This is a genomic window from Dickeya zeae NCPPB 2538, from assembly GCF_000406165.1.
In the GTDB taxonomy this organism is placed as follows: Bacteria; Pseudomonadota; Gammaproteobacteria; order Enterobacterales; family Enterobacteriaceae; genus Dickeya; species Dickeya zeae.
Genome location: NZ_CM001977.1, coordinates 771725 through 794058, shown reverse-complemented (window position 1 = coordinate 794058; position 22334 = coordinate 771725). Strand labels below are relative to the sequence as shown.

Below are 22334 nucleotides of genomic sequence, written 5' to 3'. Positions count from 1 at the left end.
TGACCAGCACAAAAAATAAGGCACGTTACCGTGCCTTATTTTTTGAACGCTCTGCGCGCTGACGGCGTAATTCTTTCGGGTCAGCCAGCAATGGCCGGTAGATCTCCACGCGATCGCCATCACTGAGCACGTCGCTTAGCTTCGCCGGGCGGCTAAAAATACCGATTTTATTGACGCTCAGATCGATATCCGGGCGCAACGCCAGCAAACCGGATGCCTGAATAGCCTGTTCCGCGGTACTCCCCGCTTCCAGCGTTAATGGCCGCAAGTACTGACGCTCCGGCAAGGCGTAGACCACCTCAACATGGATCTCAGGCACAGTAGACCTCTTTGGCTCGCAGGGTGAATGCCTGCACCATACTGTTGGCCAGCTCTTTGAAAATTTTGCCAAATGCCAGCTCAATCAATGCATTCTTGAATTCAAAATCCAGATTCAGCTCCACCTTACAGGCATCATCGCTCAATGGCGTAAAGCGCCAGTCGCCACTGAGTTGACGGAACGGGCCATCCACCAGTTGCATCAAAATGCATTGATTGTCGACAAGCGTATTGCGGGTGGTAAATGTCTTGCTGATGCCGGCTTTTGACACATCAACCGCAGCCGTCATTTCACTTTCGGAAGAAGACAGCACGCGGCTACCGGTGCACCCAGGCAGAAAGGCAGGGTAAGAAGAGACATCATTCACTAATTTATACATCTGCTCGGCACTGAATGGGACCAGCGCAGACCGGCTGATTTTAGGCATACAATTTTCCGTGATTCATAAAACGCGCAAAATCATACCACCGATGAGCAGCCAGACAACCATTCTGCGAGGAACATCGCACCTGTTCATAAAGAACGGGATGAATCCCGGCTGGGGATTTCATTCACGACGACAACCAGTATAATGACGGCACTATGACAAAGAAAAAAGCACATAAACCCGGTTCTGCCACCATTGCGCTTAACAAGCGCGCCCGCCACGAATACTTCATAGAAGAAGAGATTGAAGCGGGCCTGGCTCTTCAGGGATGGGAAGTCAAATCACTGCGCGCAGGTAAAGCCAATATCAGCGACAGCTACGTGCTGATGCGTGATGGCGAAGCTTACCTGTTTGGTGCCACTTTCACCCCGCTGCACGGCGCTTCCAGCCATGTGGTGTGTGACCCGACCCGAACCCGCAAGCTGCTGCTAAACCAGCGCGAGCTGGATTCGCTCTACGGTCGCGTCAACCGCGAAGGCTACACGGTAGTCGCGCTGTCACTGTATTGGAAAAACGCCTGGAGCAAGGTCAAGATTGGCGTTGCCAAAGGTAAGAAAGAGCACGATAAACGCGACGACATCAAAGAGCGCGAATGGAAGCTGGATAAAGCCCGCATCATGAAAAACGCGGCCCGTTAACGGCTGCTAGCGTCGCTACCCATCTTTCTGTTATAATAGTGAAATATCTTGGGGCTGATTCTGGATTCGACGGGATTCGCGAAACCCAAGGTGCATGCCGAGGGGCGGTTGGCCTCGTAAAAAGCCGCAAAAAAATAGTCGCAAACGACGAAACTTACGCCGTAGCAGCTTAATAACCTGCTTACAGCCCTCTCTCCCTAGCCTCCGCTCTTAGGACGGGGATCAAGAGAGGTCAAACCTAAAAGAGATCGCGTGGATGCCCTGCCTGGGGTTGAAGCGTTAAATCCAATCAGGCTAGTTTGTTAGTGGCGTGTCTGTCCGCAGCTGGCAAGCGAATGTAAAGACCAGACTAAGCATGTAGTACCGACGGTGTAGGAATTTCGGACGGGGGTTCAACTCCCCCCAGCTCCACCAAAATTCTCCATCGGTGATTACCAGAGTCATCCGATGAAGTCCTGAAAGCCCGCTAGCGCAAGCCTTGCGGGCTTTTTTGTGTCTATTGTCGTCTAGTGAGAATTACTGATCATGGGTGGCTCAGATTCGGGGTCAGGGCCACTATTGCTAACCACATGAATATGATCATAGAATGCTCCTGCTAGTATCTAGGAGAGAATTTCTCGCAAAAGCTTGATGGTCTGCTTGTCAGCCCATCGTGGAGGTTTCGGCCTCTAATCTCTCCCCCACACGACGCATGCCACGCTTACTCAATGTTCCAACGTTACGATGCTACGCATCACCGACGCTCTGGTTCGTACCTGTACAGCTGGGATTGCTGGATTTGTGGCGAGAGGACGTCACGCTGTGACGTCGAAAACTGAGGTTAATTGCTGAACATCTCTTATTCCTGTCAGTTCAGGCGAGACTGGTGACCACGTTGGTCATCGGGAACTGAAAAGGAGATGTAATTATGGGTCGCAAGACACGTAAGAAATACCGGACTAGTGTTCAGCAAACGTTTTGTGCGAACGACCGTTCCAAAGGTTTTTTCAAGGGCGTAGCCAAGTATCTGCTCGGTTTACTCATCCGCGAGATTATCTCGGAGGTTTTTCATTCTGAAGGAGTTGCTTCCGTCTGGTCATCCATCAAGGATTTATTCCAATGGAGGCCGTAAAAGATAGGACTAACAACGATGATAAGCACAAAACGTTCCTCTAGTCTTCATAGTTCCCCCAAGCTGTATCCTTTGAACCAATCCCCTCTTTTTAAGCTGAAATCAAAAAAGAAGCTATTAGAAATAATAGGCTTAACAAAGAAACAAGCGGATAAACTCATGCTTGATTCTGCGTACAGAGAATTCAAAAACGATGCAGGAAGGACAATCCAAGAGCCTATTGCTCAACTAAAAGCAGTGCATAAACGGATTGGTTCATTATTGAGCAAAGTTGAATTACCTCCCTACCTGCATTCCGGTCGGAAAAAGCATTCAACTCTGACCAATGCTGAATCTCACAGGCAAGCAATTGAACTTCTGAAGCTCGACATTCACAAGTTTTTCCCCTCGACTAGGGCTTCGAAGGTCTACAAGGCATTTGTTGAGAAATTTGAGATGTCGCCTGATGTAGCTTATGTAATGACCAACCTCTCAACCTTTGCAGGAAAAGTACCTACAGGCAGCCCGATAAGCATGGCTATGGCGTTTTGGGCCAATAAAGATATGTTCGATGAACTTAGCAACCTCGCGGCCTCAAGCAGCTTAGTCTTTACGACATATGTTGACGATGTAGCGTTCTCCGGTTCGAAAATCCCGAAAGGATTTGCCGCTCAAGCTAAAAAATGTATCCGTTCTCATGGTCTCACCTCTAAAGACAAGAAAGAGAGATTTTATCCGTCATCAGAGGGAAAGCTGCTTACAGGGATAGTGATTCAGGATGGAGAACTTAAGGTTCGTTGGGCACACAATGATTCAATAGGAAAAGAATTCGCTACATTGGCTGAAGCAAAAGACAACGCTGCAAAAATAATCCATCTAGAAAAGCTAGCAGGTAAGCTGCATGCAGCTGGTCAAGTTGACTTCAGGCAGAAAGATAAAGCTCGCTTTTTCACGCAACAGCTCAAAGTAGCAAAAACACAACCTGAGTAAGATACATAAAACTGCGAAATAACTTGTAAGTAATTATCGTGCCATACAAGGAATACGTATATGTATTATCACGCTGTTATTGAAAAGAAACCTGCAAAAATGAGAAAGTTGGTGCTGAGGAAAAAAACCGGCCTTACAAAAGAGCAGCTTATTGCTCGTTTCATTGAACCCTATGAACATGGTATTGTAAGTATCCCGTTTAACCGAACCATTCACTTTAAGAGATCTTCCGGCAGACTAATTATGTCCCTCAGAAGAGATAGAAATATGCAAGATACAATTAACTAAATGCCATAACATAAACATATCAAGGCTTATTTAAGATGAATATGCAGAACAGAAAGATCAGGTTTTTAATTGCTAATAACACTGATTGAAATTATGGCGAGCACTAGCATAAGATTGAGTACATACAACCATATTCAATCTAATTAATCTCCAAATAGCTTGATGCAGAAAGCTCATATCAGCGAGCAATATAAAAACATGACTCAAGCGCCTTTGATTACAAATCAACTCCACCGAGTCATGAACTCAATAACATTTGAGTAGCTTTCTTAGTATGTTACCACCATGCTATACATCAGCCGGGTTTTACCCCGTAGTCAGCTAACATCTGCATCAAGATCACTCGTGGAACATTCTTGGTTTCAAGCATAAGACTAGATTTCAATCTGGAAAGAATAAGAGCATGCATTAAAAGATGATCTTTGTAATAAATCTCAAGCTCTTTACCCATATTCTGAGTGGTCAGATCGCTAAGTCTTTCCCCGCATTCACCAGTCAGGTTCATATTAACCCGCTCTGGATAATCGTCACTTTTATCATGAAACTCTAAATGTTCTATGCAAGATGCTGGGAAACGGTAAGTTTCATTTTTCACTCGAAAAATAAAATCACTCCCCACAGCACAAGATGCACTCGAGTAAAATAATACCATGCCCAATAACATCCCAATCTTAATTCTCATTATTTCCTCTGTGATGCTCTCTTTCTTAATGCAGTGCCAGGCTAAATCAGAAATCCAGACTTTCTGATCTTGATTCTACCCCCAGAAAAAATACCCGTTCAGTAGACTATCAGCCATGAAGTCCGTATACCAGCAATCCCCTTCACATCATCGCCAGTGCCATTTCACGCACGGCCCGCCCACTAGCTAATTGGTCACAACGGTAATAGTACAGAGCATGGCGTGACACGACAGATACAGGCTTCCTGCCACCAGAATGGTATGAGTGTCGCTAAACAGCGAAAGCGAAGACGCGAATATGCCGAAATAAAACGCGGTGGTGATAAGCCCGTCAAAGACTGCGCAGTGTCGTGATGCGCCCGCCAGATAAGTCTGAAATCGCTAATCGGTAGCGACACCGCTCCCCATAAGCATGGCAAGGTTCACGCGGCTGGATTATATAGCTGATGAACTGTGCATATTAAAGCCAGCCCGGCTCAACATCTGAAGGAGGGAGTGTGATGACAACGGCAGAACATCTGGCGCTATTAAGACGGATCGATGAATGTTACCGCGCATTGAACGGTAAGGAGCTCTATTGTCCTGAGGATGTAGAAGATCGCTATCTGTGGCTGGATCAGGCCGCCCCTTACAGTATCCTGGCCCACAGCAGCACAAGCGACCCTGTCTTTATCTATGCCAACCAGTGTGCTTTGCGTTGCTTTAAGTATAGCTATGAGGAGATGTTACAGTTGCCGTCGCGGCTGAGCGCTTCCCCGGCGGATCGCGCTGAACGCCAAAAGTTACTCGATATCGTCACCCGTGATGGCATTGCGAAAAACTACACCGGGCCACGTGTCGATAAGCAAGGCAATACCTTCACGATTTATGATGGCGAGGTATGGCAGTTAGGATACAACAGCGGCAACGTCTGGGGACAAGCGGCGCTGTTCTGGCCTGTACCACGTAAAAATATCCTATATACCCAATAACGGCTCTTTAGGCGTTGAATGTTTTCCGGAAATAACAAGGCCCAGAGATGGGCCAGATAATACAGCCAACACAGCTACAACCTGATGTATAACGGACATATCGCAACTAATACCTGTTCACATAAGACTCGTCCGAATAAAAAATGATTCTTTTATTGCAAATAACGCGAATTTATTAAAAGCAATCTCTCACCACTACGATATTTACGCCCTGTTACCATTAACACGCCCGGTAAAATGCCTTGCTCTGCCAAGCTAAATTCAGGCATCGACACCTGAGTATGCATAGATTTACATCCTGAAAATAAAATAACACCACCCGATCATTGTTTCACGTATAAATTAACGTCCACTTTCCGGATAAGGTATGAATAGGGATATGAATCAATACAGGAATGTAGCAAAAAATAATCACGCCGTGCCCGACGTTTTTTTCGTTCTCGCTCTTCAGGTTCTATACCGTGCCGCCTTTGGTGATACAGCATCCACACTGTCGCCCGGCGCGTTGTTGTTCACACTGAGTGAGAACATGCTTTCCCCTATGAAAAGCATGGTTTTACGGAGCATAGCATATCCTTACCAGTGCTATTTCCCCCAGGTAATAGCAGAACTGATTAACAGCGTTTTCAAACATACCCGCCGGGAGTGCAACCGGTAATATCCGGGCACCAATGGAATGTAAAGAGCATCCCATGTCAGGTCAGCTCCTTTATTTCACAGGTAGTGATATGAATATCTAAATATTCACATTCATTTTATACGGTTAAAAAGAGGTGTCATTATTATGTTTAAAAAACTATTCATTTTTCCAGCCATTATTCTCCTCGCGGCCTCACCGGTCGTATTTGCCAGGCAAGGCGTCATTCGTATTGGTGTGGATCTCGCTTATTCACCGTTTCAAACCAGAGATGTCAATGGCAATCCGGCAGGATTTGACATTGATATTACCGATGCCATCTGTAAATCCGTCAACGCCAAATGTGATTACATCGTTAATACCTTTGATGCTCAAATCCCGGCACTGCTTGCCAGAAAAATAGATGTCATCTCACCACTGGCAGTCACCCCCAAGCGAAAAGAAGCGATAGATTTTAGCCACTATCTTTTTCATGTCCCGACCCGCTTCGTTGCCAGAAAAGGGAGCACGCTGCTGCCTCAAGCCGATAAGCTGCGGGGTAAAAGTATCGCTGTACAGCAAGGCACCATTCAGGAAGCCTACGCCAACAAATACTGGCTACCCGCCGGGGTCAACGTGAAAAGCTACCCTGATCAGGACGCCATCTATGAAGATTTACGCGCCGGAAGGGTTGACGGTGCGCTGTGCCCGTCCGTGTCCCTGATATTCAGTTTTCTACAGACCCCACAAGGTAAGGATTTTGAATTAAAAGGACCGGAAATCACGGATGACGGGTTATTCAGCATTGGCTCAGCCTACGGTATACGCAAAGGGGATACGGAAACCCAGCAGCTTCTCAATCAGGGCCTGCAAAATATCATCAATGACGGTACGTTTTTGCGTATCAAGACGCGGTATTTTGGGGATACGGATTTAAGCGTAAAAGAATAATTGGGGGTAATTGGCTATCCCTTCACGTGTTTTTCCTTACCTCCTTGCACTCACCACATTGCCCCGGCCCACAACGAGGCCGGGAAAAATAACATGCTGTAGCACCGCCCACCTTTCGTACCGCTGCGACAATCGCTTGACCCTGTAGTAACTATAGGGTGTTGAATGGCTCGCACATCGCATACGGGTACCCAACGGCATTAGGGTTAGCCGGTCAGGTCATTCAACACGCCATTCAAAGGGCGCATACGGAGGTCTTCATGGGCATTTTCGATAAGTTGCTGGGCGGTCATCATGGGCAAAATCACCACGGGCATCATCGCAGCGATCATCACACTGATCATCACCACTCTCATAACACCACCCCAGCCGGGAACCAAAACGGAATGAGTTGCCCACAATGCCGCTCGCTCAACGCCCCGAACGCGCGATTTTGCCAACAGTGTGGCGTCTCGCTGCTACCGGCAGCCTGTCCACAGTGCGGCACGTCAGTACAGGCCGGTGCAAAGTTCTGCGCACAGTGCGGGAACACCCTCGGTTAAATGCCGTGGGTGTCACGCAATAGCGCGCGACACCGGCTAAAACACCGCCACATGCAGCACTGTTCTGACTGCAATACCGAACAGTGCGCCCAATGCGGCGTAGCGAAACAAGCGAGTAAAACGGGAACCGACGCCGAGAAAAATACCGATCCCCGGTAAATCAAAGGTCTGAATCAGCAAACCGGCCGAAGCGTTGATCTGGCTGGCGGTCATCTTGCCTTGCTGCATCAAGTCCGACACCACACCAAAATAAGCGGTACCGCCCGCCAGACATTTCACTAGCGTCGGCAACACAAAAACCGGAGAAATATGCGCGGCAGCCAGCAGCGGCGAGAAAAAGTGCTCAAGTGCCGTCACCGCGCCCGCCGCTTCCAGTATGCCAACGATCGTCATGGAGAGGATCAGCATCGGCACCGACCCCAGCGCCAGACGGATGGCATCCGCCCCGGCACTGTTGATAATGCCGATGAGGCCCCTGGCGGTGGGTTCATCCGCCGCGATCTCGCTGGAACGCTGACTCTCTGCGACAGACAATCTGCGCCCCAGCACATGATAGGTCAGCGCAGCGGCGGCCAGCCCGCCGATAATCGAGATGACAATCGCCCCCGCCCAGTGCAGACCAAACGGCGTCAGCGGATAAAACACGTTGCCCTGCCCCATCGCAAACACCATCGCCAGCGTCGCCGCCATGTGGCGATCGGACACACCACGTTTTTCCATCATCGACAAGGTGGCGAGCGGCGCGGCGAAACTGACAAAATTGAGCTGGATCAACGCGAAGGTGCTCATCCCGGTGAGCCCAAACGGCTTGAGAATCGGTGCCATCCAACGAACCAGCGCATCAACCACGCCTTTCACTTCCAGAAAACGCATGATGACCAGCATCACCACCATAATCGGCAACAGTGTATACAGTGCAACGTCAACGGAGGCCTTCCCCGATGACATGATAATTCCAATCACGTTCATGTAATGTCCCTGCCCGGGTGAAACAGTGCCGGTTGCTGTCGCTGGCGACACCAGTCCGACTTTTCTTGCCAGCTATTTTCGTGACATTCATCACAATATTCCACCACGTTTTTATCCCTGCCTGCGCCATGGTCGTGACTGGCAGCGATGTCATGACTGACAGATAACCCATTGTGTGCCGGTGCGCCACAATTCGGTTTTTTCCCTATGGACGTTGCGCTACCATGGCCGCCACGTTGTTTTTGACAGAATTATATGGATATCTGATGCGTCGCCTGGTTGCTGTTCTCCCGCTGTTATTGGCGCTGTCCGCCTGCAGCAATAAATCCGCTGAGCCCGCTGGGGCTGAAATTATCGGTACTCCCCCTTCCTCTGCCCCTTCCGGTGGTTTTCTACTGTCTCCTGGTCATTCTGGTGGCCTGCTGACTAACGGCGATTTCGCCAACAGCCCGGACGTGGACCGCTTCGTAGACAAGATGGTGCGGCAGTATGGCTTCGAGCGCCAGCAGTTGCATGACGTGCTGGCACAAGCGCAGCGGCTGGACTGGGTGATAAGGCTCATGGACAAGCAGGCACCCGCGCCGTCCACCGCCACCCCGTCCAACATTCCCAATGGCTCCTGGCTGCGTTACCGCAAGCAGTTCATCACCCCGGATAACGTGCAAAACGGTGTCGCATTCTGGAACCAGTATCAGGACGCACTGGTGCGCGCCCAGCAGGTCTACGGAGTGCCGCCAGAGATCATCGTCGGTATTATCGGGGTAGAAACCCGCTGGGGCCGGGTGATGGGCAAAACCCGTATTCTGGATGCGCTGGCGACATTGTCCTTCGCTTACCCACGCCGCGCTGAGTACTTCCAAAGCGAGCTGGAGTACTTTCTGCTGATGGCGCGGGAAGACGGCTTTGACCCGTTATCGCTGCGTGGTTCGTTTGCCGGTGCGATGGGCTACGGTCAGTTCATGCCATCAGCGTTCAAGAAATACGCCGTGGATTTCAACGGCGACGGCATCGCCAACCTGTGGGACCCGGTGGACGCCATCGGCAGCGTCGCCAACTACTTCAAATCAAACGGCTGGCAACCGAACCAACAGGTCGCCATACCCGCCAGCGGTCAGACTTTCTCGCTGGAAACCGGCTTTAAAACCCGCTACTCCCTGTCAACGCTGGCAGCCGCCGGGCTACGCCCGACCGCGTCACTGGGTGGCTATCAGGAAGCCAGTTTGCTGCGCCTCGATATGGGTAGCTACTACCAGTTCTGGTACGGTCTGCCGAACTTCTACGCCATCACCCGTTACAACCACAGCGTGCACTACGCGATGGCGGTATGGCAGTTAGGGGAAGAAGTCAGAAAAGCACGGCAGGGGTATTAAACCTGGACTGGCTGTTGAACAACAGCCGAGTTGTTTTGTTACTGGCACATTTATGTCAGGGCAGTGGAAAGTTTCGTGCGTGATAACGTCCGTTGTCCCTTTGCAACGTCACCGCACGCACGACAAGGAGAGGTCCAAAGCCACCTCTCCTTGACCTCTGGCTAGGGGCTAAACTGTGCCGCTGCGCGGTCCCTTCGGCGTTCGCCTTCGCTGTTCGGACCGCTCGTGACGTGTTCCCAACACGGCACGAGCTTGCGCGGCTTCCCTGCCGCGCATCCGGCGAAGTCGTCCACCTCAGCACAGTTTTTAACGCCAGGAAAACCTCTCACTTTAAACTCAAGATGTTATCTGCGATAAAAAGCCTCATACATCATCTCACCCGCTGTGTTTTGCGGCATATTCCGCGCTGTTCACCCACTGGTGATCCTGCTCCCAGCTAAAGCGCCACTGGCGCACCGGCCCGGCCATCACGTTGAGATAGTAGCTGTCGTAGCCCGCCAGCGTCGCTACCGGGTGGTAACCACGCGGCACCATCACCACATCCCGGTCGTACACCGCCATGCACTCGTCCAGCGAGCGATCCTCGGTATACACCCGTTGCAAACAGAAGCCCTGCGGCGGGTTGAGCCGGTGATAGTAGGTTTCCTCCAGATAGGTTTCCTGCGGCGGATTATCGACATCATGTTTATGGCTGGGGTAAGAGCTGGTACAGCCCTCGTCGGTGTAAACTTCAACCACCAGCAGACTGTCTGCCGCTTTATCCTCCGGCAAAATGTTGTGCACGAAGCGGCGGTTGCGCCCGGCACCACGCGCTTCGGCACCGATATCCTGTGGCGCAATCAACCGGGTAGGATGGTTCCCGGCGCCCGGCGCGGCACAGACCGCCAGTTCCAGCGGTGTGTCGGCTATCACCGTCACCGTTTCCCCCGGCGTGACGTACACCGCCCAGGGTTTCTTGCGCTCGAACGGGTTCATGCGTTCGCCAATATGTTCAAAGCGCGCTTGCGGTGTTATCACCGTCGCCCGGCCACCAACCAACACCAGACAACGCTCCTGCGCCACCGCAGGCAGTGACAGCGTTGCACCAGTCGATAGCTGGTAAACCTCAAATCCGACATGACGCCACCCCGCGCGAGCCGGGGTAATCTGTTGGATACGCCCTTGCTCATCCGGCGCATGATAACGAGACAGTAATTCAGACATGACCCACCTCCTGGCTGCAACCGTCAGATCAAACCGGCATCGCGGGCGAAGCGCTGCAGGTTATTGAATCCCAACGTCGCGTAAGTCAGCGGATGTGCCACTGCCGGGTCCTGTTCAGCTTCCACCACCAGCCAGCCCTGATAATCCTGCGCTTTTAGCAGTTGGAACAGCGACGGGTAATCGACACAGCCGTCACCCGGCACGGTGAACACCCCACTGAGTACCGCATCCAGAAAACTGGTTTTGCGGTTTTTCACGTCTTTGAGCACCTCGGGGCGGATATCTTTGCAATGCACGTGGTTGATGCGCGCCGCCCAGCGTTGCGCCACCGCCAGCGGGTCGGCACCGGCAAAGGTAAGATGGCCGGTATCCAGCAGCAACCCGACCTCCGGCCCGGTATGGGTCATCAACTGGTCTACATCGTCGGCGGTTTCAATCACCGTCCCCATATGGTGGTGATAGGCGATTTGCACCCCCTGCTGCTGGGTATAACGGGCGAATTCGCTGAGTTTCTCACCATACTCCTGCCAGCGCGCCGCCGGGAAACGCGGACGTAAATGCACCGGTGTGCCTTGCTCGCCGTGGATCGCGCCGGTCACCTCAGCGAACACCAGCACGCTAGCGCCCAGTTCCCGCAGCAGGTTGAGGTGGTCTTGTACCGCAGCAATTTCCTCTGCTACCGAACGGGTCAGCAGTTGGCCGGAATACCAGCCAGAGACCAGACGCAGCCCATGCTGTTGCAGAATCGGCCCCAGCACGCTGGACTGGCGCGGAAACTTGTTGCCCAGTTCAAACCCGGCGAAACCGGCCTCACGCCCCTCGCTCAGGCAGGTTTCCAGCGGGGTTTCCGCCCCCAGCGATGGCAGGTCGTCATTGGTCCAGGTCAGCGGATTAATACCCAATTGAACGCTCATTTCGATTCCCTCTGCTCAGAATTAATGGAGTTAGCCGCGCTGACGCCACAGGGCGATCAGGTGCAAGTAATTATCTTTGATGTCGGCGATCAACTGCTGATCATCGATGTCACCGCGCAGCCATTGCTGCGCCGGTTGGGCAAACAGTGTTCGTCCCACCGCAAAACCTTTCACCACCGATTGACCCGCGGCGGCGTTGAACCCCTGACGTAACGTCTCGATCGGCGCATCCAACCCGAGGATCACCACACCACGGCAGTAGGGGTCGCGCTCGGCCAGTAACGCTTCCAGCCGTTGCCAGCCGCTGGCCGACAGCGGCGGTAGCTTCCACCAGTCCGGCCGGACGCCAAGGTTGTAAAACCGCTGAATTGCCCGCAGGTACAAGTCATCGCTGCGCGGCATATCGGCAGGGAGGATCACCTCCAGCAATAGCTCATGACCCGACTGGCAACAGGCTCGATAGACCTCGCTCACCTGCCGCTCCTGCGCCAGTCGTAACGGGCTGTCGTCTTCCGGGTGGAAGAACACCAGACATTTCACCACCTGCTCCAGCGGCCAGCTCACCAATTGCGAACCGATGTTGCCGTGTTCCAGTGCCAGTGGACGCGAACCCGGCAGTTCGATTGGGCGACCGATCCACCAGCCTTGCCCGGTAATGGTATTCAGCGCGTCCTGCCCGAAGGTGCCATCGCACAATAATCCGGCTTTGCCGGGGGCTAATCCGGCTCTGCCGGGTGTTCCGGCTTTGTCAGCCGCCCCGGCAAAGCCCAGCAACCCGGCCTGCTCCGCTGCCTGCTGGCTGGCGTTGAGAATCAACTGTTTGAGCAGCGGGATCCGGCTGCGATCTGCGCCGCAGGCCAGTGCCATCTCTTCCAGTTGGATGCGGTGATCGAAGGCGATCACACACAGTTCTTCCCAGCGCTGCCGACGGGTGGTGACGCGATGCAGGTGGTTCAGTTCCGGATCCAGATCCGGCCTTGGCACCGCATGCGCCCGCGCCAGATAGTTATCCAGTTCGATGCGGCTCGGCATCGCTGGGGCGCAGCCGTGGCGTGATACCACCAGCGCACCGCAGGCATTGGCATAAGCACAGGCTTTTTCCCAGCCTTCACCGCTGAGATAACCACGCAGCAGACCAGACATGAACGCATCGCCCGCCCCCAACACGTTGAGCACCTCGACGCGCACACCTTGCACGGTAATACCGTCATCCAGCGACGCCGGAATAGCGCCGGTGAATACCGAACAGCCCAGTGGGCCACGCTTGCACACCAGTTCCGCTGCGGTGTGCGCCCGCACCTGCCGCAACGCATTCAGGGTATCGGTGCTGCCACCGGCAATATGAAATTCCTCTTCGGTGCCAACAATCAGGTCAAACAGGTTCAGTACCTGTTGCAACTGTGCCGTCACCGCCGCGGATTCGATAAAACGGGTTTCGCCGTCACCTAACGAGGTCAACCCCCACAGCACCGGCCGGTAATCGATATCCAGCACCGTTTTCACGCCGTGGCGACGGGCGTAACGCAATGCGGTTAATACCGCCTCGCGGGTATTGGGATGCGACAAGTGAGTGCCGGTGATCGCCAGACAACGCGATGAAGCGATGTATTCTTCGCTGACGTCTTCCGGCGTGATGGCCATATCGGCGCAGTTATCGCGGTAAAAAATCAGCGGAAAGGTTTCCCGGTCTTTGATACCGAGCAGTACCAGCGCCGTCAGCCGTGTCGGGTCGGTAATCAAATGACTGGTATCGCAGCCGACCTGCTGTAGCTCCTCACGCAGAAAGCGCCCCATGTGTTCATCGCCGACCCGCGCCAGCATGGAAGAACGTAGCCCCTGCCGGGCGGTACCGTAAGCGACATTACCGGAAGAGCCGCCCAGATATTTGGCGAAGCTGCCCATGTCTTCGAGACGTGCGCCGATCTGCTGACCGTACAGGTCCACCGCCACCCGCCCCATGCAAATCACATCAAACTGCTTTTGCGTAGTCATTACGTCCATTCCTGTCAGCCAAAAAGGGAAATCGACAACACGTCGGCCCGACGGTTATCCCACTTATTCCACTTATCCCACCTCATGTACCGCCACCCAGCGCGCAGCCTGATGCGACAACACAATCGCGTCCAACACCCGGGAGACTCGCCAGCCCTCTTCAAAATCGGGCCACAGTGGCTGGTCGGCGGCGATGCCGTCGATAAGATCGCGTACCTCGACGGTTTTCTGATCGTTAAAGCCGATGCCATGCCCGGCGCTGGCGCAAAACGCGGCGTATTCCGGGTGCTGCGGCCCAATCAACAAGGTTTGGAACCCCTGCCGGTTTACCGGGTCGTCATGCCGATAGAGCTTCAGTTCCGCCATCCGCTCCTGGGTAAAGCTGATGGCACCACGGGTGCCGGTAACGACATAACTCAGCCCCATTTTGCGGCCACAGGCCACTCGCGAGGCTTCAATCACCCCGCGTGCGCCGCTGGCGAAACGCACCATGGCATGGGCCTGATCCTCGTTTTCCACCGTGACTCGATCCGCACTCCCGACACTCACCGGACGCTGCGGCACCACCGTGTGCAGATCGCCGCATACCTCAGCAATCTCACCCACCAGGTAGTGCGCCATATTGACGATGTGCGCCCCCACGTCGCCCAGTGCACCCAACCCGGCGGTGTGCCGGAAGCAGTGCCAGTCCGCCGGTTTATTCGGGTCGGCCAGATAGTCTTCATTGTGGGTGCCATAGAAATGGGTCACCTCGCCGATTTCACCGCGGGCGATAATCTCTTTCGCCAGCTGTGCTGCCGGGTTTTTCATGTAGTTAAACCCGACCAGCGTTTTCACCCCAGCCTGACGCGCGGCATCCACCATCTCGCGTGCTTCGGCGGCATTCAGCGCCAGCGGTTTTTCCGAATAGACGTGTTTGCCGTGGCGAATCGCCGCCATCGCCATGGTCTGGTGCAAAAAGTTAGGCGCGCAGATATCCACCACGTCGATGGCTGGGTCGGCCACCAGTTCCTGCCAGTCACTGGTGAAACGGGCAAAACCCATCTCACGCGCGCGTTGCTCTGCCAGCGCTGGCGAGACTTCCGCCAGCATTTCACGCACCAGTTGCCCTTTAAGCGGATACACCACCGGTGCCTGCGCATAAGCGATGGCATGAGCGCGGCCGATGTAACCAGTGCCGATAAGACCAATTCGAACCTGTTTCATGACTGTCGCTCCCGCTGTCAGAGTGCACCACGTCGGTTTTTGGCGTAGGTATCAAACGCCACCGCCAGTACGATAATCAGCCCGGTGATGATCTGCTGGTAATAGGCCGAGACATTCATCAGCACCAGCCCGTTAATCAGGATCCCCATAATGACGGAACCGATAATGGTGCCGCTGATACGCCCGTAACCGCCCATCAGCGAGGTGCCGCCAATCACCACCGAGGCGATCACCCGCAGTTCGAACGAGATACCGGCCACCGCTTCGGCGCTGCCTAAACGTGCGCTGAGAATAAAACCGGCCAGCCCCGCCAGCATGCCGATCACCACGTAAACGCTGACCAGTACCCGCTGCACGTTCACCCCGGCCAGTCGTGCCGCTTCGGTATTACCGCCGATGGCATACACGAAGCGTCCCCAGCGGGTTTTATGCAGCGCCAGCCAGCCGACCAACGCCACCAGCGCGAAGATCCAGATAGGAATGGAAACGCCGAGCAGTTCGCCGCGCCCCCACCAACGGTAGCCAGGGTCAAACCCGGCGATGGGCGCGCCGTCGTTGACAACCAGCGTCAGGCCACGCCAGATGGTCATGCCGCCCAGCGTAACGATGAATGGCGACAGACGCAGGCGGGTGACCCCCAAGCCGTGCAGAAAGCCGATGGCCGTGCCCATCGCCAGACAGATGCCAAGCCCCACCAGCCAGCTCATGCCGCCCCAGGCTTGTGCATCAACCGTGGTGAAGTTATCGCCTTTAATCACATAAGCGGCGGTCATCGCGCACACCGCCAGAATCGACCCGACCGACAGATCGATACCCGCCGTCAGGATCACGAAGGTCATCCCCACCGCCATGATGCCGTAGATAGACACCTCGGTAAGAATGTTGGTGATGTTGCGTTCCGTCAGGAAGTTGCTGTTCTGCGACTGAAAAAAGATCAGCAGCAGGATCATGAAAATCAACACGCCGAAACGCTCGAAGAAGGCGATCGGGTCGATGCGTCCCCGGCCGTTGGTCGGCGTCGGCAATTTAATGCGCGATAAAGGTTGTTGCATACTCATAGACTCTCCGTTATGCGGCCTGTTGTGCGTCATGGCAGATGGCCATCAGGGTCATCAGCCGCTCTTCCGTAGCGTCATCGCCGTGCAGTTCGCCGGTCATCCGGCCTTCGCTCAACGTGATGATGCGATCGGAAATCGCCATCACCTCTGGCAGGTCGGAAGAAATCACGATCACCGCCACGCCGCGTTTTGCCATATCGAACAGCACCTGATGCACTTCGGACTTGGTGCCGACATCGATGCCGCGCGTCGGCTCATCGACAATCAACACCCGGGGGTTGAGCGCCATACAGCGCGCCAGAATCACTTTCTGCTGGTTGCCGCCAGAGAGCTTGCGCACCTCCTGCTCGCTATCCACCATCTTGATGCGCAACGCCTGCCGGTAAGACTCGATCAGGTCGTCCTCACGGCGGGTATCAACGAAGTAGCGCCAGCGCAACAGTGACGACAGGCTGGAGAGCGACAGGTTATTGCGGATAGACAGCCCCAGCACGGCACCTTCTTTTTTGCGATCTTCCGGTACCAGCGCGATGCCTTGATCCAGCGCGTGCAGCGGATCGACCGGCTGATAAGGCTGGCCGTCGAGCCAGAACTCACCGGAAGTAAACGGGTCAGCACCGAACAGGCAGCGTGCCACCTCGGTACGCCCGGCTCCCACCAGCCCGGCGATCCCCAGGATCTCGCCCTCGTGCACCTGAAAACCGATGTTATCGAGTGCGATGCCGTGCGGGTCGAGTGGCGGCTTTTCCCGGCACAGCCCTTTCACCGCCAGCCGTACCGGCTTGTCCTGGTGATGGGTTTCTGATGGCGGACGACGGGTAAACACCACATCGCGCCCGACCATCATGCGGATGATGCCCGCCACATCGATGTCGGCCACATTGCCGGAACCGGTGTAACGGCCATCCTGCAAGACGGTGAAGCGGTCGCACAGTTGGAACACTTCATGCAGCCGGTGGGTGACATAAATCACGCTGACACCGCGTGCTTTGAGTTCACGTACCACCCGGTGCAGGCTTTCGACCTCGCTGTCGCTCAGCGCGGCGGAGGGTTCATCCATCACAATCAGGCGGGCATTCAGCGTCAGTGCACGGGCGATTTCCACCATCTGTTGCTGCGCCACGCTCAGCCGCGCCACTTGCGTGGTCGGCGATATGTTCAGTTGCAGGTACTCCAGTACCGTACGGGCTTCCTGATTGACCGCCTGCGCATCGACAAACAGCCGGTTGCGCTGTAACTCACGGCCGAGAAACATATTTTCCGCCACCGTCATGTTGGGCAACAGGTTGAATTCCTGATAGATGGTGACGATACCGCGGTTTTGCCGTGCTACCGGCGACTCCTGCGGTGACAGCAGCTCACCGTTGAAGCGGATATCGCCGCTGGTCTGGGGTTGCGCCCCGGCCAGTGCCTTGAGCAGGGTGGATTTTCCCGCGCCGTTCTCACCCAGCAACGCGTGGATTTCCCCCGGCAATACCGTCAGTTGCACTTTGTTCAGCGCCCAGACGCCGGAGAAATTCTTGGCCAGATCGGTAATAGCCAGTAAGGGTTCAGTCATGGGATAGCCCTCCTTCATCACCGGCCTCCCGGCCGGTGAGTGAGTGGTGTGTCCGCTTATTTGCCCGCTTCGCCGATACGTTCCGCATCGTTCAGGTTGTCTTTGGTGATCATGGTCGGTGGGTAGTCCGCTCCGGTGATCGCCGACTTGGTGCGAATATTGTTGGTCAGTTGCGTCATCGCTTGCGTGACTGCATAGCCGGGGCGCTGATCAGCGGTCACCGCCATCCAGCCATCACGCACACGCGCCAGCGCCTCCGGGACGGCGTCAAAACCGGTCACCATGACATCACCCGGCTTCAGCCCCTGGCTTTGCAGCGCTTCAATCGCCCCCAGTGCCATGTCATCGTTAGCTGACAAAATCACCTGTGGACGTTTGGGCAGCGACGGCAGCACGCTTTCCACAATGCGCATCCCTTCAGAACGCATCCAGTTGCCGGTCTGATCCGCCACCAGACGGTACTTGCTGCCGCCCGCTTTCAGACTGTCGCGGATGCCTTGCGTACGTTCGATGTTGGATGACGACCCCGGCTGACCGGTCAGCAACACGATGTCGGCACCGTTTGGAAAACGCGCTTTGACGAAATCGGCAATCGCCTGACCACCTTTGTAGTTATTCGCGCCGAAGTGCGGCACTTTCTTGTCGGTCTTCACCGAGCGGTCCAGTGTCACCACCGGCAACTTGGCATCCTGAATTTCCGTTACCGCACCGGACACTGCGTTGACATCATTCGGTGACACGATAAAACCCTGGGCTCCGCGAGTGATGGCGTTTTCCAGATCGGCCACCTGTTTCGGCGAACTGCCCTGGCTATCCAACACCTGCAGGTTCACGCCCAGCTCTTTGGCGGCCTTGACCGCAGTACGCTGCATGTGGACTTCAAAAGGCATCGCCAGGTTGGGGGTACTGAATACAATCTGTTCGTTCTGTGCCTGCGCCAGACCGGACGACATCGTGAAGGCCATCGCGGCGGCCAGGATGGTTATCTTTTTCATGGTGTTGTCTCTGCATCAGTTAGTTGGGTGTAAAGGTAAGGTTATGTTGTTATTGATGTCGTGATGCCAGGGCCTGATGCCATGCCAGACCCTGTAGTTATGTCAGAGCGAAACCGCACGCCCTGTCGCCAGCGACTCCAGCGCTTTGTCGGCCAGATACAGCGCCCGCTCACCGTCGACGCCACTGCACTCAGGCCGGGTACGCCCGTGCAACACCTCAACGAAATGACGCCATTCTGCCGCGTAGGCGTCGCGGTAACGCTGCAGGAAAAAGTGTTCCGGTTTGGCGGCAAGGCACCCGGCATCGCCCCAGTGTTCCACCTGGTTTTCGCGGATATTACCCGCGCTCAACACGCCGAGTTCGCCGTGCAGTTCCAGCCGCTGGTCGTAGCCATAACCGGAGCGGCGGCTGTTAACAATGGTCGCCATCGCACTGGAAGCAAATTTGAACACCACAAACGCGGTATCAATGTCGCCAGCCGCGCCGATAGCCGGGTCTACCAGATTGCTGCCTTGTGCAAACACAGAAACCGGCTCTTCGCCCATGATGAAACGCACCATGTCGAAATCGTGGATGGTCATATCGCGGAACATGCCGCCGGACACTCGCACATACTCGGCAGGCGGCGGTGAAGGATCACGGGAGATAATCATCAGGGATTCCGGCTTGCCGATACGCCCTTCACCTGCCAGCGTCTTCACCCGGCGAAATTGCGGGTCGTAGCGACGGTTAAACCCGACGAACAATGGCACCTGCTGTTGCTCCACCACTTTCAGGCAGTCGCGTACCCGTGCGATATCCAGATGCACCGGTTTTTCACAGAAGATGGCTTTGCCGTGGCGGGCGGCCAGCTCAATCAAGTCAGCGTGGGTGTCGGTAGCAGAGGCAATCAGCACCGCGTGTACCGCCGGGTCAGCCATCGCCTCATCTATGGTTTGCAAACGCGCCTGATACTTATCAGACAACGCCTGCGCGTTAGCGAGGTTGGGATCAACCACCGAATAGAGACAGGTTTCCCGATGTTCGGCGATGTTGACGGCGTGAACCTGGCCAATGCGGCCGGCACCTAGTAAAGCGATGTTAAACATGGCTACTCCCTCGATACCCTGGGGTATCACTGGTTGGTTGTAGGGGTCAGGGTCTGTTCTGCTTGTTAGAGTAAAGACAATAAAACGTTTATTTCAATTTCAGTAAAACTGGAAATTATGTTTTTGCGTGCCAGCTAACATTTTGGTGACATATGAGCAAAATAGTGTTAGCAAAATCACGAAACCACCGTCATGTCGTCGGCGTGTTGCAAGGCAGGAAAAAACCCAGTGAAGGCAGGGTATTAGTGCGTCAGAATAGCTGAATCACTGGCAGTGGAGACCCACGAGGTGCGCGCAGCCCCTCTGTCAACCTCATCACTACAGGGTTCGGTTTGTCAGACTGAAATGAAATAAATATTTCATGAAAAAGCGGGAAGAGATGACCGGCTTACCCTGCCTCGGTTAACCAGTTAAAACACGACGAATGCGTTATTCACATGCAGCGCAAAAGACCCGATCGTGCGCCAGGCAACACGATCAGGCTCCAGTGGTAAGAAAAATCGCCAAAAGCATCAGTGCGCCGTCAGGCTTAATACTGTCTGGCCTTCGTCCGCTGCAAGTGCACCTCACGCGCGGCGGCTTCAATCGCCGGGTTGTCCGCGACTTGCGCGGTCCCGGTGTTCCACCAGGCGTCGTAGCCGTGGGTCATGGTTTTCGGCAACACCTTGATATCCAGCAGACAAGGGCCGGGGTGTGCCTGTGCTTCGCGCACCGCCTGTAACAACGACGCCTCATCACGTACCGTCCACGCCCGACAACCGTAACTCTCGGCGTTGCGGGCGAAATCTACCGTGACCAACGGGCCTGTCAGCTTGCCGCTGCCCTGATCACGCCGACGGTTCTCGGTGCAAAAACTGCCCATCCCCTGACTCATTTGCAGGTTGTTGATGCAGCCGAATCCGGCATTGTCGAACAGCAGCACGGTGACCTTGATGCCTTCTTGCACCGCAGTTTGCAGCTCGCTGTGCAGCATCAAATAGGACCCGTCCCCCACCATGGCGTACACCGGCTGCTGTGGTGCAGCCAACCGCGCACCCACCGCCGCTGCGATTTCATACCCCATGCAGGAATAACCGTACTCCAGGTGATAGCTGTCCGAGGTTTTCACCTGCCATAACCGTTGCAGGTCGCCGGGCAACGACCCGGCTGCACCTACCACGATAGCGTTATCTTCCAGCGCGTCGTTGAGCAGTCCCAGCACCCGGGTTTGTGTCAGACGGGTCCCCAGAGTTTCGCGGTACTCCGCCAGTTGTGCCTCCAGATGCCCGGCAATTTCCAGCGGCTGTCCGTCGTCGTCGCGCCGTGCAAACAACCGCTGGCGCTCTTGGTGCCAGTCGGCGCGAGCCTGCGCTATCTCCGCCCCCCAGCCACTGCGATAGCCCTGCGTCGCCAGCGCCTGCGTCAGTTGCGTCAGCCCCTCACGGGCATCAGCCACCAGCGCAGTAGCATCCAGCTTGAACGCGTCGAACTCCGCCACGTTGAGCAGCAAAAACTCGACCTCCGGGTGCGTGAACAGCGATTTGGAGGCAGTGGTGAAATCGGTCAGACGGGTGCCGACACCAATCACCAGGTCCGCCTGCGCCGCCAGCCGGTTGGCAGCCTGCCCGCCAGTGACGCCAATGCCGCCCACATTCAGCGGATGCGACGAGACCACCGCGCCCTTGCCCGACTGGGTTTCGCCGAACGGCAGGTTGAAACGTTCCGCAAACTGGCAAAATGCCTCATGCGCACCGGCATAGCGTACCCCGCCGCCGCAGATCAGCAACGGGCGGTGCTTACGCGCCAGCAATGCCGCCGCCTGCGCCAGCCGGGTGGTATCTGGCGGGCGGCGTTCCAGATGGTGCACCCGCCGCTGGAAGAACGACCGCGGGTAATCCCAGGCTTCCGCCTGCACATCCTGCGGCAGACACAGCGTTACCGTACCGGTATCCGCCGGGTCAGTCAGTACCCGCATGGCGTTAATCAGCGCGCTCATCAGTTGCTCCGGGCGGCTGATACGATCCCAGTAGCGCGAAACCGGCCGCAGGCAATCATTGGTGCTGATGGTGGCATCGTGATATTGCTCTATCTGCTGCAACACCGGGTCAGGCTGTCGACTGGCGAACAGATCTCCCGGCAACAACAGGAGAGGAATCCGGTTGGCCGTCGCGGTGGCCGCCGCCGTCACCAGATTGGCGGACCCCGGCCCCACCGAGGTGGTCACCGCGTACACTCGCCGCCGCCGGTGCTGTTTGGCAAATCCCGCCGCGATGTGCGCCATACCCTGCTCATTACAGCCCTGATGCACCTGCAGGTGCCCGGCGTCCTGCTCCAGCGCCTGCCCGATACCCAGCACGTTACCGTGCCCGAAGATGGTCATTACCCCAGCAAACAACGGTGTTTCTTCACCGTCAACCTCAAGGTATTGCTGATTAAGAAACCGGACCAGCGCCTGCGCCATGGTCATTTTCAACGTGTCCATCGTTT

General features: G+C 55.2%; 22 protein-coding genes and 1 other RNA gene. 9 read left to right on the top strand and 14 right to left on the bottom strand.

All coding sequences use genetic code 11. The features are described 5' to 3' along the window. Positions 1–25 precede the first annotated feature (25 nt). Together DZE2538_RS03650 and DZE2538_RS03645 are read right to left on the bottom strand one after the other, a co-directional pair. Positions 26–319, bottom strand: coding sequence for an RnfH family protein (locus tag DZE2538_RS03650; protein ID WP_016942312.1), 294 nt, complete (start codon positions 317–319; stop codon positions 26–28). After that, a complete protein-coding gene (locus DZE2538_RS03645) occupies positions 312–746 on the bottom strand; it encodes a type II toxin-antitoxin system RatA family toxin (RefSeq protein WP_012883503.1) in 435 nt (144 codons plus the stop codon). Before DZE2538_RS03645 ends, DZE2538_RS03650 begins: the two co-directional genes overlap by 8 nt. Positions 747–901: 155 nt before the next feature. On the opposite strand from DZE2538_RS03645, the gene smpB reads away from it, so the two are divergent. The 5 genes from smpB (at position 902) to DZE2538_RS21065 (ending at position 3752) form a co-directional block, all read left to right on the top strand. Further along, entirely contained in the window at positions 902–1384 is a 483-nt protein-coding gene (smpB, locus tag DZE2538_RS03640) for an SsrA-binding protein SmpB (RefSeq protein WP_012883502.1), read from the top strand. A gap of 50 nt (positions 1385–1434) precedes the next feature. After that, positions 1435–1798, top strand: a transfer-messenger RNA (tmRNA) gene (gene ssrA, locus DZE2538_RS20130). Positions 1799–2291: 493 nt separating this feature from the next. Then, on the top strand, positions 2292–2495 hold the full coding sequence (locus tag DZE2538_RS03635; protein WP_019846186.1) for a hypothetical protein: 204 nt from the start codon (positions 2292–2294) through the stop codon (positions 2493–2495). Positions 2496–2567: 72 nt separating this feature from the next. After that, the gene (locus tag DZE2538_RS03630; protein WP_236616993.1) at positions 2568–3464 is read left to right on the top strand and encodes a reverse transcriptase family protein; all 897 of its coding nucleotides are present in this window, start codon (positions 2568–2570) and stop codon (positions 3462–3464) included. Positions 3465–3524: 60 nt separating this feature from the next. Then, complete coding sequence (locus DZE2538_RS21065; protein ID WP_019846188.1) at positions 3525–3752, top strand: hypothetical protein; 228 nt, start codon at positions 3525–3527, stop codon at positions 3750–3752. Between the two features lie 295 nt (positions 3753–4047). Here the strand turns inward: DZE2538_RS21065 and DZE2538_RS03620 are convergent, their stop codons facing one another. Continuing rightward, the gene (locus tag DZE2538_RS03620; RefSeq protein ID WP_038915611.1) at positions 4048–4434 is read right to left on the bottom strand and encodes a hypothetical protein; all 387 of its coding nucleotides are present in this window, start codon (positions 4432–4434) and stop codon (positions 4048–4050) included. 500 nt (positions 4435–4934) lie between these two features. On the opposite strand from DZE2538_RS03620, the gene DZE2538_RS03615 reads away from it, so the two are divergent. After that, positions 4935–5405, top strand: a complete 471-nt coding sequence (locus DZE2538_RS03615; protein WP_019846190.1) for an MEKHLA domain-containing protein — start codon at positions 4935–4937, stop codon at positions 5403–5405. Positions 5406–6189: 784 nt separating this feature from the next. Beyond that, positions 6190–6972, top strand: coding sequence for a transporter substrate-binding domain-containing protein (locus DZE2538_RS03605; protein WP_026358073.1), 783 nt, complete (start codon positions 6190–6192; stop codon positions 6970–6972). A gap of 206 nt (positions 6973–7178) precedes the next feature. Here the strand turns inward: DZE2538_RS03605 and DZE2538_RS21130 are convergent, their stop codons facing one another. Continuing rightward, complete coding sequence (locus DZE2538_RS21130; protein WP_201765539.1) at positions 7179–7328, bottom strand: hypothetical protein; 150 nt, start codon at positions 7326–7328, stop codon at positions 7179–7181. Positions 7329–7358: 30 nt separating this feature from the next. Between DZE2538_RS21130 and DZE2538_RS21425 the strand changes: the two genes are divergently transcribed. Then, entirely contained in the window at positions 7359–7514 is a 156-nt protein-coding gene (locus DZE2538_RS21425; protein WP_201765538.1) for a double zinc ribbon domain-containing protein, read from the top strand. 36 nt (positions 7515–7550) lie between these two features. On the opposite strand, the gene DZE2538_RS03600 is transcribed toward DZE2538_RS21425, so the two are convergent. Further along, positions 7551–8483: a nucleoside recognition domain-containing protein gene (locus DZE2538_RS03600; protein ID WP_023638973.1), complete on the bottom strand. Its 933-nt coding sequence runs from the start codon at positions 8481–8483 to the stop codon at positions 7551–7553. A gap of 266 nt (positions 8484–8749) precedes the next feature. On the opposite strand from DZE2538_RS03600, the gene mltB reads away from it, so the two are divergent. Next, positions 8750–9853, top strand: coding sequence for a lytic murein transglycosylase B (mltB, locus tag DZE2538_RS03595; RefSeq protein ID WP_023638972.1), 1104 nt, complete (start codon positions 8750–8752; stop codon positions 9851–9853). A 375-nt stretch (positions 9854–10228) separates the two neighbouring features. Here the strand turns inward: mltB and iolB are convergent, their stop codons facing one another. The 9 genes from iolB to iolD all read right to left on the bottom strand — a co-directional run bounded on the left by iolB (position 10229) and on the right by iolD (position 22329). Next, the gene (gene iolB, locus DZE2538_RS03590) at positions 10229–11056 is read right to left on the bottom strand and encodes a 5-deoxy-glucuronate isomerase (RefSeq protein WP_038915609.1); all 828 of its coding nucleotides are present in this window, start codon (positions 11054–11056) and stop codon (positions 10229–10231) included. Between the two features lie 23 nt (positions 11057–11079). After that, positions 11080–11970, bottom strand: coding sequence for a myo-inosose-2 dehydratase (iolE, locus tag DZE2538_RS03585; RefSeq protein ID WP_012883452.1), 891 nt, complete (start codon positions 11968–11970; stop codon positions 11080–11082). Between the two features lie 30 nt (positions 11971–12000). Next, positions 12001–13962: a bifunctional 5-dehydro-2-deoxygluconokinase/5-dehydro-2-deoxyphosphogluconate aldolase gene (locus DZE2538_RS03580; protein WP_038915607.1), complete on the bottom strand. Its 1962-nt coding sequence runs from the start codon at positions 13960–13962 to the stop codon at positions 12001–12003. Between the two features lie 72 nt (positions 13963–14034). Further along, positions 14035–15168 (bottom strand): Gfo/Idh/MocA family protein, encoded by a 1134-nt coding sequence (locus DZE2538_RS03575; RefSeq protein ID WP_038915606.1) that lies wholly within the window; start codon positions 15166–15168, stop codon positions 14035–14037. 17 nt (positions 15169–15185) lie between these two features. After that, on the bottom strand, positions 15186–16220 hold the full coding sequence (locus DZE2538_RS03570) for an ABC transporter permease (protein WP_023638968.1): 1035 nt from the start codon (positions 16218–16220) through the stop codon (positions 15186–15188). Between the two features lie 16 nt (positions 16221–16236). Beyond that, positions 16237–17784, bottom strand: coding sequence for a sugar ABC transporter ATP-binding protein (locus DZE2538_RS03565; protein WP_038913203.1), 1548 nt, complete (start codon positions 17782–17784; stop codon positions 16237–16239). A 56-nt stretch (positions 17785–17840) separates the two neighbouring features. Then, positions 17841–18779 (bottom strand): substrate-binding domain-containing protein, encoded by a 939-nt coding sequence (locus DZE2538_RS03560; RefSeq protein WP_019846201.1) that lies wholly within the window; start codon positions 18777–18779, stop codon positions 17841–17843. Positions 18780–18881: 102 nt separating this feature from the next. Next, positions 18882–19868 (bottom strand): inositol 2-dehydrogenase, encoded by a 987-nt coding sequence (iolG, locus tag DZE2538_RS03555; protein ID WP_038915605.1) that lies wholly within the window; start codon positions 19866–19868, stop codon positions 18882–18884. A gap of 529 nt (positions 19869–20397) precedes the next feature. Beyond that, positions 20398–22329 carry a 3D-(3,5/4)-trihydroxycyclohexane-1,2-dione acylhydrolase (decyclizing) gene (gene iolD / locus DZE2538_RS03550; RefSeq protein ID WP_038915604.1) on the bottom strand — a complete coding sequence of 644 codons (1932 nt, stop codon included), beginning with the start codon at positions 22327–22329 and terminating at the stop codon, positions 20398–20400. Positions 22330–22334 lie beyond the last annotated feature (5 nt).